Consider the following 15,776-nt stretch of genomic DNA (forward strand, 5'->3'; position numbering starts at 1 on the left):
AGGTTGAAAAGTAACATAAAAATGTTACAATATAAAATAGTTTTTTAGCTCACATATATATGCAAAACCAAAAAGCTATGTAATTTGTAAAGGTGGAATTTCTATGGATATTTTAATAAATTTTTTTAAGAGTGGTATTCTGATACCTTTTTTTTTAATTCTGTTTGCAACATTTCTTTTTAGCATTATTTGCGAATTAATAATTACTAGCAGCATAACTTTTTATTTTTGGATTCAAAATATTTTAATTGTTAATTCTAGTAGTTCAAACAAACTGATTATTAGCAAATTAATAATCATTTTCTATAAAATCCATAAAATAATTATCTCATTTTTTGTACGAATAAGACCTTTTCAATTTAAAAGTTATGAGTCTTCCGAAACTTTTCATCCTAGGCTTTGTACAACAAAATCTAAAAGAAATATTATAAGTATATTGATTTGTCTTGGAATCACTATGGTAATCAACTTCGTTTTGAATAACATTAATATATTTAAAAAAGCCTATTTATGGTTTCTTGATGAACAAATCGCTAAAAATATATTGACTTTTATCTCCGAAAACAAATGGATGCTACTAACTACTTTTGGCGTAGTATTTCTTGTATATGAAGTCTTAAAAGACAGATTTACAAACAAGATTATTTCAGAAATTCATGATGAAGAATTGAAAAACATAATCATAACCCATAAAGAGCTCTTCATGGATTTTATTACTCTTCGTAATACCTTGTGTTTTAATATAAATCATTTTTTTGATACTCTGAAAGAAAATGGAATAATCTATCACATACATATGAGCATCACCGAAAAATTCCCTTCTTTTGAATTCGATTCAGTTCATCGCAGTTTCAAAAAGAAAGAATGTCAAAACTTATACTCTCCTTTAAACGCAGGAACGTATGGTTATAAAAATATTGCTGATATTTTAAACAAAATGAAAATAAGAATAGAAGAATTTAAAAATACAAATCCTTTTTATAATACATCAGCAATCAATAAATATGTTCGCGGATTACAAGGGTTTGATATTTCACGTGCCATTAAAGAAAACGATATAAACCATTTGCTTTGTGAAGAATTCATCAAAAGTTTGTATGAACTATACCCTGAACATATTACCGAATTTATAACAAATAGCAATTTTGATGATGAAAGCAAAATCATAAAACTTAATGAGCTTTTAGACTCTGGCAATTATCTTGCTGCCGATACTGTATTAAAAACCATTGAATATACAATTGATATTGAAACATATATTTATAAATTCAGTAAGGCTTTTGCTCTTAAAACCAGACGAAAGGAATTGTCTTTTGAACAAATTCTTGATAAATATAAGTAATCTTTATGTATATGCCGTATCCTATTATGGATACGGCTATTTTTTAGCCTGTGATTAGGGTTAAAATCTCCTTTGCAAAGGTAATGACAACGCCGCCTGCAAGAGTGAGGAAGCCGTTCGCCCTCTGGGACGGGTCGTGGGATTTGAGAGAAAGACCAATCTGCACGATACCAAAGCCGAGCATAATCATACCGACAGCCCTCACCAGACCGAAAATGAAATCGGACAGGTTGTTGACTACCTGAATGGGGTCATTGGCAGCAAAGGCGGTTACGGAAGTACCAAGCACAAAGGTCATTGCCATAACAGCCATACAGTAATAGCGGAAGCTTTTCTTAACCTTTCCAGTCATCGGCAGCTTCGTGGTTTTCTTGTTCTCATTCTTCTTAAAAAGTTTCATAGGGTAAATTCTCCTTATAAATTGAATATTTCTTCCAAGTCCTCATCGGACAGAAGCTCATAGGAAGTGCTGACAGTTTTTACGCTCACGGCGTTATCTGGAATATCACTGTCAAACACAATGGTTGCGACAGCCTGCGTAGGCTCTCCGTGGATATACGGCGGTTGCCCTCCGTCAGCCGTCAGCTTCACATTCGGGTGCTTCAAGATGTCATACTTGAAGTCCATAACGGGGCGTTCTCCACGCACAAAAAGAAGTGCGTATCGGTTATCAAGCATACGCACTTCGTCTGGGGTCATCAACTCATGCCCCGAAATCTGATAATTTGTTGAATAGTTACCACTCCGCCCAGAGCTTTTCCCGTATCTGCACATTTTTTTTCGCATTGTCCTCTTCCTTTCTCTCGGAAAGTCTGTTTATCTGCAAGCAGCACATACACACAACGCCGAACAGACCGCCGAGCATTGTGCCGATAATAAAAAAATAAGAACTCACTCATTCTTGAACTCCTTTCTGTTCTCACGGGGTATTAGGGGCTGACCCCTAACAAGCGAATTTGGCTAACCAAATTCAGTGCTTGGTAAGACATCTCATTCTTCGCAGTACTCCTCATACATACACTCACCGCACACGGGGCAGAAGTACGGACAGTCCGAACAATCCTCATTTTCCTGTAGTATATTCTCGCCCGTACCGTCAAGACCGTCCTCGCTCTGCTCGGTAATATCGGCTTCGCCGCAGACAAAATCAGCATCGGTAAAGTTGATAAGGTCGGTATCGAACAGGATAATTTTTGTCTTTTCCTTTGCCTGTTCGGGGCTTTCCGCATAGACGCAAACGGTCTTTCGGTAATGGGCAGTAAGGGTTACATCATACTTTTTCAATGGTTCATTCCTCGCTTTCAGCATTAAATTTTGATTTGGTTTCGGTGTCTTTCTAGGGAAAAACGGCTATACAATCAATGGGCATCACTCCTTTCACGCTTGGGCATATGTCTTGCAATTCCCAGATAGGACAACAAAAAATCGTTGAAGTCCTTGCCGACAGGCGGTGGATCATCAACGATTTTGTATTCTTTCTGCAACAGTTCTTTCAAAGTAGAGGTACAAAGCCTGCCCACCTTATCATTATCCAGATGCAGAACTATGGTCTTAATTTGTGGATTGGCACTCAAAAAAGTTGTGAGAGCTATAGGGATTTTGCTGTCCTTCATCTCTTTCTTTGGCTGATACACGCCCGAAAGAGAAAGCAGGCTTTCCGATTTGTAGTCCTTGCCCTCGGCTCAAACTCACGCAGATAGGATAACAGGTCAATCTGTCGTACCCGTTCAAGCACTTTTGGGTCAATCTGCACATAGGGTCGGTTAGTTCTCAATGGATAAAATCACCTCCAGAAATAAAAAAAGCCGAGGGGCTTTCGTTAAATGAAAACCTCTCGGCTATGTATAATTTTCTTTGTATCAGTAGGGATTACACATCTTATTTACAAACAATCCCATAAATGAAGTTAAGCTGAATATATACTTGTCAGTTTCTTTTTCATATATGTAACACGACTGAGCTTTTTCATCAACAAAACGAAGGTACGATGTTATTTGATTTATGATGTTTTGAATTTCTGGCTCTATTCCTTTTAAAAGTTCTTTGTGCATTAAAGAAAACATCTTCTCAAATTCTTCCATCAGCTCATATAAATCAATTCTTTTACCATCGTCATACATTTGTTGCAATTCTGGAATAAAGACTTTTTGCAATCTACCTGTATTCTCTAACAACTTAGATGGTTCAATATATATAAACATTTCGCCCTCATCAAATTTAAGCTGTACTTGGGTAACCGCCATTTCGCAATGTGTCATATATATTCTCAGGTTATACATCATACGATATTCAAAATATTTATCATAGTATTTCTTTTTAATAGGAGCAAATATTGCTTTATAATTACTTTCATAATATTCAATCCAAGCATAAAACGCCCCCAAAACATTATATGTATAACGGTTAATCGTTGCGAAGGTGTGTTTATCTCTTATATCAATGGTAGGTAAAAAACGAAGTAATTCACGAATATTATCTCTAACTACAATATAATAATCCTTACTTAACATTGAAGTTTGCAGCTTATGTATGTTATTCATTATCTCTATGTATTCATCTTCTGATAAAGTTTCCACGATAGTATCTATAGTTTCATCTCGATTTACCGCAATGATTTTATATTCCATATGATTTACTTCCTTGTTTTTTTTGATTATACCACACAAGCCGCTTAAAGATGTGCCGTAAAGGTGGAATTTCATTCCCTCCACCAGATTGTCCTTGGAAGTCTTGACGATTTCCAGACTGCCACGCTTCAAAGTATTGCTGAAGGTCACAGTAGAGGATTTTCCTCCAATAAGGGGCACGGTCTGGGTTTTCTGCGGCTCATAACGGTCAATGGACTGTTCTGTGACAGTATAAGTGCCAGGGAATAATCCCTCCACGGAGACAGAGCCGTCCTTTCCTGTCTTAACTGTCTTATTGAAGTTATCACCTTTGATTGTAAAAGAAATGCCCTCCACAACTCCGTCCTCCGAAGTCTTTTTGAGGGCAATCGTGCCTGTCGGCGTTTCGATATTGATATATGCAGACACGGTATCAGCATTCTCCACACCTGTTACCAAGTCCTGCAAGTTCGGGTCGCCATTCGTAATAGCTGCCTGTATTATTGGTTTATAAATAATCTATTCTGTTCAAAATAAAACGACATCTTCTATATTATGACCGCTTTCAGAAAATATCTTTTGTAAATTATTCTGAAAACAATTCGCATTGTAATTGTTTAACTTAACGATAATCAATTTGCTTTTTGCACGTGTAACCGCTACATAATGGTTGTATATACTCGACATATCAGACAATCGATAATCCTCTGCAAATACAATTACCTGTTCAAACTCCAATCCCTTTGAAGAGTGGAATGTAATTGCGATGTGTTTGTATTTATCCGCTTCAAATGCCACATGAAAACTGGTATCAGAAATTGTTTTGAATAATTTGTTTATGTGATCAGGGCGAGTATCATATCCAAGATATTCAGCCAATGCTGTGACACACGAGCCGAAAGACTGCTCATCATCTATAGTCTCTTCAATTCTTTTGAGTAATCTTTTTACGGTGGATACTGTTTTGCGACTTTCATTTCCTTCAACAGGTATTTCTGAAATTACATCATATGCAGAATACTTTTCAATTATAAGGTATTTAGCAATTGCTGTATAAAGCCACGCTGTATCTGTTGTAATATCAGCAATAGGAGTCTGTGGGATATAAACATACTCTAAACCGTTTGTTGTTAATTCGCTTGCTCCTATTCGTGCGTTATCATTAGAAAACCGCAATAATGCTGACTTTTTATCGGGAACAATATTAGACAATACTTCTGTTGCCCAATTTGCCTTTGTAGGAGAAAGCCACACAATATTATCTATATTTTCCGTAGGATTGTAAAGACTTCTTGTCTCATCACATAATAGATTAGAGTAATTCTGTATTTGTTGACAAGAGCGAAAATTATCTCCCATAAATATCTTTTTAAAATTGGGTTTGTTCCAGATGCTTTTAAAAGCCTCTGGATAAGCACCCCTCCATATATAAATCGATTGTTTTTCATCTCCCACAACAAAGGTTTCGATATTCAATTCATCACATAAATACATAAAGAATTTATGCATTGATTTGTCGCAATCTTGATATTCATCGATATATATTTTAAAATATTTTGCTTGAAGATAAAGCCTACAAGCCGAAGAATTTTCTACAATTTCTTGAGCCAAATCAAAAACAAAGTTCCTTTTATTATCTCGATACGAGCAGAGGATACCTTCATTCCTTATTTTTTCAATAGCTTCTTGAAAAGTATCAACTTTAGCTGAATAGTCCGTACTCATGTCCAAATCGAAATCAGCACCATAGACATCCTTCATAAAAGGCTTTATAACTTCCTCAATAACGAAACTGTTATTTGTTCCAATGAAGTGTTGAACTACATCGACAGACAATCTATCCTTTATTTCTTGTGCTGCTTTTATTGTAAAAGTAATTGCAGCAATAACTTTATGTGTATGATTATCATCAATTTCCTTAGCAATTTTATTAACCATTGTATGGGTTTTTCCTGTTCCTGCACTTGCCCTTACTATTAAGTTACCGGGAGTTTCTACTATTTTCTCTTGAATTGGAGATAGTTTCATTCGGCAACCTCCTTCAAACATGCAAAGTTGTAATGATTATAGATTGTTCTGCAATCTGTATCCGAAAGTTTCTCAATCAACTCCACCATATGATAGTGCTTTGCATCTTGTAAATATTTAACAGGATTATCATTATCCAATAAAGCTGATAATCTATCATGCAAAAACTCGTCTAAATCATTTTCTAAATCCACTTTTGATAAGAAAATATGAAAGTCACTTCGTATTTTATCCAAAGTATTTATATTTGAATTATATAAACTCCTCTTGGCAGAAACAGAATTCTCTTGAATTTGTTTAGTAGGCAGACGCTTTTCCCCAATATAATTATTACAGCGTGAAAAGCCTAAAACGCTATATGTACCTTTTCCTGTTACCGCTCTCAAATCATTGTCAGTTTTTACCACATTAAAAATTTCAAGTTCATCCAGGATAGAAAAATATGTTTCAAATCCCACACCATCAACTGGTAAAATATATATTCCATCTACTTCATAAAAAGGATGCACTACTGAAAGGACTTTGCTAAATAGCATATATTCAGATGGTCCTTCAACCAAAAGTACTTTGTTAGCAAAGATTGCTTCTGACAAACAACGGTTTAACATTTTCCTGTTTTTCTCATAAGCATCAGGCACTTTATAAAATGTGCTAATACTATTGATTTTTCGCTCACTATATATTCGAACTAAATTTACATTATCCATTTCATAAAGAACAAAAGGCGAATGAGTTGTTACAAACAAGTATGTGTATTTGCTATCGGTAAAAAGTATTTGTGATAATGCAATCTGCATAGACTTATGAAGATGGTTTTCAGGCTCCTCAATTAAAAACAAATTGATTTTCTTTTCCGCATTTTCATCTGACAGTATGTCGTATATTGAATATGCCAATAACTTTTTCCTACCTTCCCCAGCAGTAGGATATAAATTATCATCATTATCTTGTTTAATATATGGGATAATATTTGAGTACAATCCCTTTACTGCGATTTCGGATTTTATTGAAACAGATATCCCTTCATCATGGAATTTTTGATATTCTGGCGTAAGTTTATCCTCAAATTCTTTAATTCCAGACAGAGAAGCAATATGACCATTCAAATCATCAACTGTATTTTGAATTTTTGCCAGAATATCTTTATCTTCGTCCTTTTCATTTCTGACAAGCTGGCTCACATTCTTTTTAAATAGGGAATACAAATCAACATAAGAGTCAATATAAATGACATTAAATACATAGTCTATTTCATATAGATATCCTCTTTGCTTCATTTCGTAAAGATGATTAACATCGCCACCCCACGATAATATCGGTAGAGCGAGCATTTCTGTTTTGCTATATTCTGCAAAAAGCTTTATACATACCTTATTATGCTCACTTAGCAATGCACCTTTTAGCTGTGCACGGAGTTTTTGACAATCGCTGTCAGCAACATCACTAATATCTATAGTAACAACAATCTCAATTGGTTTATCAAGCTGCTTATTATGAAAATCCGAATCTAAAAGGTTTTGTTTACGAATATCTTTATCAAATACATATCGTAGAGCGTACAAGAAATTTGTTTTCCCCACATCATTTAGACCAAAAAATATGTTTTTATTTGATAAGTCAAGTTCAACATTATCAAAATTTCTAAAATTTTTAATAACTACTTTTTCAAATTTCATATATGTTCTTTCACCATCCATCTTGTTTGTATAATAAGAAAATTATACCATTATTCCATAATTAATCATATGATTTTCTTTGCATTTAGCTCATATGTACTGGGTGATAAAACCATCTGATAAATATCAATACTATTCTTTTTTCCAAATTGAATTATCTCTTCTTTAAAATTCTCAGAGATTTTCGCTCCTAAATAAAACGCTTTTATATTTTCTTTCAAATCCAAGACATATTTTCCATTTGGACATTTCAATTTTTCTGGCATTACTTTATTGAAATTAGCCGTCACAATTCGCCATTCTTTCTCGTACGACCAAACATCGGATTTACGACAAGTCGTCTTATAAATCCATTCTGTATTTTCACTTAACATATCTGCTTTAGAAACAGCATATCTATCCTTTGTATATATTACTGGGTATAAATGTTTATAAAGCATATCACTTTCTTTAAAATCATACTCTATACAAAATCCAGTATGATTCTGAGCATAATGGCTCCACATAAGCATAGAGTCATACACCTCAGATAAACAGACAACTCTTACAGCATCCTTGATTGTACTCATACAATCATTTAATCCATTTTGCAAAATATTCATCCAAGAGTCAGAAAGCCTTCCTCCATGAGCCTGCAAAACTATTTGCATCGCCCTTTCAATATTGTCAGAATAAAGAATTCTATTTTTTTCTTCCTGTTTAAGTGAAAATCTTCTTTCCAAAAGATGTATATATGTTTCTCTATCAAGTACACCTTCCAATGCATCTGACTGAAAGCAAAATTCACAATCATAGGGGTCGTTGAAATAAAGTGGTGATGATGGATATACTAATCCTTCAAAAGCTTCAAACTTCCATTTTTCAATGTTAATTATCCTCTGATGAATATAGCTATAATCATTCAGTTTTTCGGTATTAAATGACCTGTACCTGAATAATGTTCTTCTCATACGTATCCTCTCCCTTTACTCTCGAACAAGCTTTATTATATTACACTAATTATAATAAAGCAGCCGCTTACCCATTCAATAAGCAAGCGGCTTTGTCATTAAATCACCTCAAAATGTTTCAATGCATCCTTTATTGCTTCAACCTTCTCTGGAGTCGGATGCTTCCTCGGCTGTTTCAATTCCTCTACCGCATTAGGAGCATCGTACATCGGCAAGCCTAAATCTCTCTTTACCTCTGCAATATATGCGGTATGTACTTTGAAGCCGTATTTAGCTTCTATGTACTCCTTTATCATTTTGTAGGTCACTCGCTCTTTGGGCTTGTATGTTTCGGCTCTTTTTGCGATATTATCAAGCGGAACTTTTCCCTCACCCTCACCAAACTCAACTTTTACGTTGATATGTCCGTCTGGCTTTTTGTGGGAAAGCAGTACTACCGTCTCCACATGCAACGGCATCTTTGTTGGAACACACATTTTCTGCCTCGTGTTCTTCAAAAGAACACACATCTTTATCATTCAACAAGTCATGATTATCGCTCATTTTTAAGCTCCTCCTTGTTGTCTACACAGCCTTTTCACGAAAATTCATATATCGGTCTCTGGCATATGGTATGCTTCTATCATCCATACCCTTTAGTACAAATGTCAGCTTATACGGATCAGCTGTGCCATCCTCTTCCATATCACCGACAACTACTTTCTCCACAATACTTTCAAATACTACTCTGTCAAATTCATCAAGTACATCAGCCCCTTTAATCTTCTGCCTAATGAGTTTCATCTTATCAGCAATATTCTTCTGTGATAATGCACAATCAGAAAATAAATGCTTTTCTTCTTCGCATTTATCTAGCTTATTGCCAAGCTCACTATATTTATCGTCATAGGCTTCTTTAGAAATTTTATCATCCAGATACATATCGGTCAATTTCTTTCTCTTCTTTTCAAGAGAGGAAATCTCTTTTTCAATACGCTTCAATTTTTCTGTACTGTCGTCTTTGGATAATGTTTCTTCCACTGATGACAACACAGATTCAAGTACATCATCAAAATTCTCTGCAAGAAGCTTAAACATCTCAAGAAACGCATTTTCGATAACCACTTCATCTACAGCTTTGCTATGTGGGCAGTTTGCAATTCCCCTATTCGTTGCCGTCCGGCATTTCCATACCGGCTTTTTATGCTTTGTATCCTGATTATGGGAACGCCTGGTGAGATTAGTTCCACAAAAGCCACACTGACACATACTGCTAAAAGCGTATTTTCTTGCAAACTTGATTCTCTCCGCATCTGATACATTTTCATTAGTACGATATCTGCTTTTTAAAATATCCTGAACTTTATCCCACTCTTCCTCTGAAATAATGGCTTCATGATGATTCTTTGTATAATACTTGTTGGATTCACCATGATTATCCAGACGCCGCTTTGATATCGGGTCTACTGTGTAAGTTTTTCCCATAAGTAAATCGCCCTTGTACTTTTCATTCTTAAGAATTCCCCTGACACCGCTGTCTGTCCACTTAACATTGCCCTTTTTATTGACCTTGCCAAGTCTCGTAAGCTCCTTCGCAATTCTATATGCACCATATCCCTGCAGATACAAATCATAAATCAGGCGGACAGTCTCTGCTTCTGCCTCATTGATAGTTATACTCTTGTTTGTATATTGCAGTGTATCAACAAGATTTCGTGAAAATCTTGATACTGACTTCGTAATTACAATATCTATAAGACCATTCATACAATCATCAATCATCTTAAGAAACTGCTCTCTTTTCGTTGTTTTGGTTCCTGTGATACCCTCATCAGCGTATATCCCAACCATAACCCACTCTTTATTGGAATCTATCTTATCCTGATAGTACTGCTTCTGTGAATTAAAGCTCTGTATCTGCTCCTCTCCATTCGTACTGACACGGACATATGCTGCCACTCTTTTTCTTGTAATGGTAAGTGGCTTGCCCATCTTTCTGCGGTCTCTGATAACAGGACCATCCACTTTCTTTATTACTTCTACCTGTTTTTCTTCTATACAAAACACTACTTTCCTAAAATCTGTCTGTATAAAATAAATTGGCAGTAACATCATTTCTGCTACTGCCTACACTATAATTCAAAATATAAATGTTAACGAACGTGTGGCTATACTGTCATAAAAGTTATAACATCATATTCACTTATAATATGAATTCTTGTTCTACTGTACTCATCTTCGGTAATCAGTCCCTTGCGGAAAATCCACCCAAGTACAGCCAGCTTCTTGGCTAATTCTAATTCTTTTGCCATGTGTAAACACCCCCTTCTTAAAATACTAAACATATCACCTTCTTTTACCGAAATCTCAATTGTGATAATCATACTGTTGAAAGATATTTCATTTGGCTTTCTACATACCACATGCTGTCAGTCTCACAACTGACCTTTAGTCCCACGAATCTCTTCGTGACCTGTAGGCTACTCCTGTTCGAGTCCGTTTCCCACCCTTGACGGAAGTGTCTTCACCCGCTCCGTTTCCTACCGGAAACATCTTCGCTGGTTCTGTTGGCATATAATAAAGCTCATTTAGTTTTCAATGTACAAAAAAGTTGTAGAACATATGTTTGTTCTATGTTATAATATTTATAGCCATTTCAGATATCTTCTGATGTCTGCTGGCTATGTTTTGTTGTGATAATGATAGTGAATTTTGAGAACGAAACACATTGACAACATGTTGACTGGAAGTTGACATAGACATGGAGAAAGTATGAAAAATCAATTGACATTTGCACATGTGACAGGTGCATTACTTGACAATAAAATAAAGACTTACCCGCAACACCGGCTCGTGCGTGACCTTTTTTCGCTCTGCCTTTCGGATGAAGCCTCAGACTATGGTGAAGTCTCAGAAGATAACATCACATTCAGCCGCTGGTGTAATGGAGCAAGGCCTGTTCCTGTGGATATTCTGAATGAATACAAAAATGATACCGGGCATAATCAGATGATTACGGACTTTGAAAATAAGATTATTCCTAATCTTATAAATGTTTCTAATGCAAGATATTTAATGGAAGATATGATTAATAACAGCCGAAAAATAATTGGCATAAAGCAGAGCTTGCATACATGAGAAAGGATTATGATGTGGCTGTAAAAAAGCGTGAAAAAGCTATACACCTGCTTGAAAATGAAGATGACACTATGAACACCATGAATCAGAAACGCTATATCAATCTACTCTCAAATCTTTACAACAATCTGTCCAATGTATATCTTGCACTTAAAAAAGCTGATAAAGCGACCGAAGCCTTACACAAGGCATTTGAGATAAGAATTTCATATGCTGACACCGGCATAATTGAAACGCACGATATGCTTCAACAGATGCTTAACCTTGTAAATATGCTAATACTTGCTGGTGATTTAGAGCTTGCACGGCTTGTCCTTAATCAATATGATACTCTTGTGACAGATAACGAAGGCAACAGCACTTTGGATTATGGCTACTGCCGGCTTGCCGCCGGAATAATTGCATTAAAGGAAGGTATACCAATAGAAGCAGAAAAGAATCTACTGGCAGCAGAGAGTATTATCAATGCTGCTATGGATACCAGTGATTCTGATTCAGCTTCGTCTGATACTGCTATTTCATCATATGATAATTATGTTTCTAAGAATGGCTATCTAAAATCTGTATACGGATATCTGAATAATCTGTATGCCAGATGGCACAAGCCTGAGAAAGCACAGAAATATAAAGAAAAATGGCTGAATGCCAGAAATCAACAAAATAAGAATATCACACACAGAAACGCATAAACTATTAATGCCACTAAAAAAATACTGTTTGACATCGCTAGATATCAATGGTATAGTATCTCTAGTGGTTGCGCTGCGGAAACTTGCGATGCCCGCAGCCAGTGGAGTTCCATGCGTGGGCTCCACTTTTTTTATGCCAAAATAAAGGAGGATTCAGAGATGGCTAATAAAACATTTTTCACATATGATGAGCAAATTGAAAAGCTGGAAAAAGAAAAACAGCTTGTTATTTCTGATCCTGAATTTGCCAAAACCACTTTACAAAAGTTAAGCTATTTTTCATTAATCGGCGGTTATAAGGATTTATTTAAACATAAACCATCCGGTAATTATCTACATGGTGTTACTTTTGAAGAAATTACCGCTTTCTATTACTTTGATGAAGAATTAAGAACGCTCTTTCTAAAATATATCTTACATGTGGAAAGACAGTTGAAATCCATGCTTTCCTATTACTTTTGCGAAAAATATGGAGAACAACAGACGGCATATTTAACTGCAGGTAATTATAACTATACTCGCAGAAATCAAAGCAAAATAAATCGCCTGATTACTACCTTAAGTAAAACTATCGCCTTGCCAAGCAACTATAGTTATATCACTCATCATGCAACAGTGTATGGAAATGTCCCTTTATGGGTAGCAACCAATGCACTTACGTTTGGACAAATTTCAAAAATGTATCAATATACGACTTCTGATATCCGCACCAAGATTAGTCTGAATTTTGCCAATATGTCAGAGGTTCAGTTGCATCAGCTCATCCGTATCCTTGCAAGCTGTAGGAATGTATGTGCTCACAACGAAAGACTTTATTCATTTCAAGTAAATGAAGCAATCCCTGATACTGTTTTACATAGCAAATTACAACTACCACAGAAAAAAGGACAATATGCTATTGGAAAGAAGGATTTATTTGCAGTAGTGATTGCTTTGCGTTATCTTATTGACAATCAGGAATTTAAACAATTTAAAGCTGAGCTCAAACGATTGATTCATTCCATTCTCAAGAACTGCCCACACATCAGCCAGGAACTGCTATTTTCCAAAATGGGTTTTCCTGAAAACTGGGAAAAAATTGTTTGCTATAAAAAATAGTTGCTTTTGCGTCATTTATGATTTACAGTATGTATGGTTGTGTTGCGTTGCTTGCGAGGTGCACGGCCGATGGAGCTTCATGCGTGAACTCCGCTCTATTATAGAATTTGTAAAAGTTGAGGTTTGCCCTAAATTGTGGGGCAAACCTTATTTTATATCATCCTTTATTTACTTTTTACCAAATAGCTTGTACCAAAAACTTGATTTTATTTCTGTGTTCTCCTGCTCTGTAACTCTCAATTTCGCCTCAAAACCAGATAATTTATTTTTATATACATTAATATTCCTATCAAGCAATAAACACTTTTTATCCTCAACCCTTTTGGAAAGACATAGCTAATACAATCAAGCATTTCATCCAATTTAGATTTCATTAAATCAGAAATATCTATCTTTCCTTTTTCCTCTTTCAAATATTCCGCATTAAACAGCATCCAATATCCTTTAATTGAGATGGCAAAAAACATTTCCAATCCATATTTACTCGCATAATCAATTCTTTTTTGGAGATTTCCCATACTAATAGAATACCGTTCTTTGCCAGTATGCTTTATCTCCAACATGAACTTCTTTTCATTCTGTAACTCTACAAGTAAATCGGAGGTTGCCGTCTTTAATAATTGAGATACCCCCTCATCAAATGCAGTAATACTTTTACACACTTCCATAAAAAGAAGAATTAAAATAAATTCATCTTCCTTATTTTTTCCCACCAACCGTCTTTCAATTTCCTGTAACTCCATTCCAAGAGTCGTTGCTAAATTATCTTGCTGCTCTTTATTTAGATATGGCATCATTTGTTGAAATGCCATTATTTTATTAAAATCAGACATATCTTTTCCTCTCAATTGAAAAATCCCACTGAAAATCATATCACATAATTACTAATTATTCCCCATACAACCATGAGGAAACATTAGATACCAACAAATACCACTTTAATATGTTCTTTCTGCAATTAGACACTTTAAAATACTATTTTGAATTGCCTGCTTCCCTATTTTCATTTTCTTGCAATTCGGCTAAATTCATTTGTATTTCACTTCTTATTATTTCTCGTAACATATCATCTTGTGCCTCAACTGAACTGAATTTTCCAAGCAAATTTACACTTGATAAAAAACGCTCGTCCTCGTGTAAGGCTTTATGATAGTGATTGAGTTGTGATAACGAATTACGATATACTACCAGTGCTGTTCCTGCAATTAACTCTGTTATAACTCCTCCAATAGCTGGGATAATTGACATCTGAAAACTCAATCTGAATACAATAGGTATCAGTATTGCAACTATCATTAAACCAAATCCAGAAATACACATTATTACAGCTAAAATGAATGATGCTTTAGCCTGCTTTTGACTCCAAGTATAAAACTCTTTAATATCCTCAAGGTTAATCATCATACGCTCTAAAGCATCAATTTCCTTTTTCTTACCTTCATTTCCAGAACTCTTTTTTTCCTCTTGTTTTATTTCTTCTGGAACTATAGCCCGTTTTAATCGTCTTGAATAAGACTCTAATTCTTCTTCATCATCTTCTTGCCATCGTCTTTTCATAATTGATAAATAGCTCGTTAAAAGAGCTACAAAAGCTAACATCACAGAGGCTATTCCGAATGTTATAGTAATAATACTCTCGTCCCCAATACTTCCCATTTGAAAAGGATTTTCCTTAAATAATAGAACAATGAAAAGCATTGCAAACATTTCAATAGCAAGAGTCATAATTATCATAGAAGATGTTCTACTGTTTTTTCCCTTTAGATTGCCCTTTCTTATAATATATTTTCTATGTGTCAACACCTTTTCTATCATCAATTGTGTTTTGCATAAATCTTGCTCAGAATCAGAAATGCAGTCGATATATAATGTTCCTTCTATACATTTAGGAACATCTGCCTTATTCAAAACAACTGGAATTAACACTTTATTTCTATTTTCTCGTACTGACATTTGTGCCAACTGCAACTCCAAATTAAGAGATACACTATCAGAGAATTTTTCATCTATTATCGCTAAAACGACATCTGCACTCTCCATTTTTCGTTTTAGAGCTACATTAATATTTGAACCAATTTCATTTATTGATGGCTTTGAAATAATCTTTGCATTTCTTATATTGCTTAAAAGTTTTTCTGCAAATGAGATATTATCAAGCGAAGCTAAGATATAAACTTTCATATTCACAATCCTTTCGACCAAACCTTGTATTATATTATAGCATATTACGACATATTTTTCTACCTGTGCCGCTATGCAAAAGACGGCAT

At 35.0% G+C, this 15,776-nt stretch carries 14 protein-coding genes and 3 pseudogenes; 4 read left to right on the top strand and 13 right to left on the bottom strand.

All coding sequences use genetic code 11. The features are described from left to right. The first annotated feature begins 103 nt into the window (after positions 1-103). Positions 104-1,342: a hypothetical protein gene (locus tag WMO38_RS12110; RefSeq protein ID WP_349162883.1), complete on the top strand. Its 1,239-nt coding sequence runs from the start codon at positions 104-106 to the stop codon at positions 1,340-1,342. A gap of 43 nt (positions 1,343-1,385) precedes the next feature. Here WMO38_RS12110 and WMO38_RS12115 read toward each other — a convergent pair whose 3' ends face one another. The 11 genes and pseudogenes from WMO38_RS12115 to WMO38_RS12170 all read right to left on the bottom strand — a co-directional run bounded on the left by WMO38_RS12115 (position 1,386) and on the right by WMO38_RS12170 (position 10,893). After that, positions 1,386-1,742, bottom strand: a complete 357-nt coding sequence (locus WMO38_RS12115) for a hypothetical protein (RefSeq protein ID WP_055229522.1) — start codon at positions 1,740-1,742, stop codon at positions 1,386-1,388. A gap of 14 nt (positions 1,743-1,756) precedes the next feature. Continuing rightward, positions 1,757-2,107, bottom strand: a pseudogene (locus tag WMO38_RS12120) (VirD4-like conjugal transfer protein, CD1115 family); the annotation flags it as partial. Positions 2,108-2,332: 225 nt separating this feature from the next. Next, positions 2,333-2,626, bottom strand: a complete 294-nt coding sequence (locus WMO38_RS12130) for a hypothetical protein (RefSeq protein WP_095906015.1) — start codon at positions 2,624-2,626, stop codon at positions 2,333-2,335. Positions 2,627-2,700: 74 nt separating this feature from the next. Next, positions 2,701-2,862 (bottom strand): hypothetical protein, encoded by a 162-nt coding sequence (locus WMO38_RS15300; protein WP_435391020.1) that lies wholly within the window; start codon positions 2,860-2,862, stop codon positions 2,701-2,703. Positions 2,863-4,005: 1,143 nt separating this feature from the next. Continuing rightward, positions 4,006-4,437, bottom strand: a pseudogene (locus tag WMO38_RS12140) (SpaA isopeptide-forming pilin-related protein); the annotation flags it as partial. A 39-nt stretch (positions 4,438-4,476) separates the two neighbouring features. Continuing rightward, complete coding sequence (locus tag WMO38_RS12145) at positions 4,477-5,976, bottom strand: UvrD-helicase domain-containing protein (RefSeq protein WP_349162884.1); 1,500 nt, start codon at positions 5,974-5,976, stop codon at positions 4,477-4,479. Further along, on the bottom strand, positions 5,973-7,652 hold the full coding sequence (locus tag WMO38_RS12150; RefSeq protein ID WP_349162885.1) for an ATP-dependent nuclease: 1,680 nt from the start codon (positions 7,650-7,652) through the stop codon (positions 5,973-5,975). The genes WMO38_RS12145 and WMO38_RS12150 overlap by 4 nt, the downstream gene beginning before the upstream one ends. A gap of 65 nt (positions 7,653-7,717) precedes the next feature. Next, on the bottom strand, positions 7,718-8,602 hold the full coding sequence (locus tag WMO38_RS12155; RefSeq protein ID WP_025580485.1) for a DUF2971 domain-containing protein: 885 nt from the start codon (positions 8,600-8,602) through the stop codon (positions 7,718-7,720). A gap of 98 nt (positions 8,603-8,700) precedes the next feature. Further along, positions 8,701-9,054 (bottom strand): annotated as a pseudogene (locus tag WMO38_RS12160) (RNA methyltransferase); the annotation flags it as partial. Positions 9,055-9,166: 112 nt separating this feature from the next. Further along, entirely contained in the window at positions 9,167-10,693 is a 1,527-nt protein-coding gene (locus tag WMO38_RS12165; protein ID WP_349162886.1) for a recombinase family protein, read from the bottom strand. Between the two features lie 56 nt (positions 10,694-10,749). After that, a complete protein-coding gene (locus tag WMO38_RS12170; RefSeq protein ID WP_349162887.1) occupies positions 10,750-10,893 on the bottom strand; it encodes a hypothetical protein in 144 nt (47 codons plus the stop codon). Between the two features lie 460 nt (positions 10,894-11,353). Between WMO38_RS12170 and WMO38_RS12175 the strand changes: the two genes are divergently transcribed. The 3 genes from WMO38_RS12175 to WMO38_RS12185 all read left to right on the top strand — a co-directional run bounded on the left by WMO38_RS12175 (position 11,354) and on the right by WMO38_RS12185 (position 13,506). Then, on the top strand, positions 11,354-11,719 hold the full coding sequence (locus WMO38_RS12175; RefSeq protein ID WP_349162888.1) for a hypothetical protein: 366 nt from the start codon (positions 11,354-11,356) through the stop codon (positions 11,717-11,719). Continuing rightward, on the top strand, positions 11,716-12,408 hold the full coding sequence (locus tag WMO38_RS12180; protein WP_349162889.1) for a hypothetical protein: 693 nt from the start codon (positions 11,716-11,718) through the stop codon (positions 12,406-12,408). The genes WMO38_RS12175 and WMO38_RS12180 overlap by 4 nt, the downstream gene beginning before the upstream one ends. Before the next feature lie 159 nt (positions 12,409-12,567). Next, entirely contained in the window at positions 12,568-13,506 is a 939-nt protein-coding gene (locus WMO38_RS12185) for an Abi family protein (RefSeq protein ID WP_349162890.1), read from the top strand. A 236-nt stretch (positions 13,507-13,742) separates the two neighbouring features. Here the strand turns inward: WMO38_RS12185 and WMO38_RS12190 are convergent, their stop codons facing one another. Then, the gene (locus WMO38_RS12190) at positions 13,743-14,339 is read right to left on the bottom strand and encodes a hypothetical protein (protein ID WP_349162891.1); all 597 of its coding nucleotides are present in this window, start codon (positions 14,337-14,339) and stop codon (positions 13,743-13,745) included. A gap of 142 nt (positions 14,340-14,481) precedes the next feature. Continuing rightward, on the bottom strand, positions 14,482-15,687 hold the full coding sequence (locus tag WMO38_RS12195) for a TRADD-N-associated membrane domain-containing protein (RefSeq protein ID WP_349162892.1): 1,206 nt from the start codon (positions 15,685-15,687) through the stop codon (positions 14,482-14,484). Between the last annotated feature and the right edge of the window lie 89 nt (positions 15,688-15,776).

The organism is Lachnospira hominis (ex Hitch et al. 2025), assembly GCF_040096395.1.
GTDB classification, from domain to species: domain Bacteria; phylum Bacillota; class Clostridia; order Lachnospirales; family Lachnospiraceae; genus Lachnospira; species Lachnospira hominis.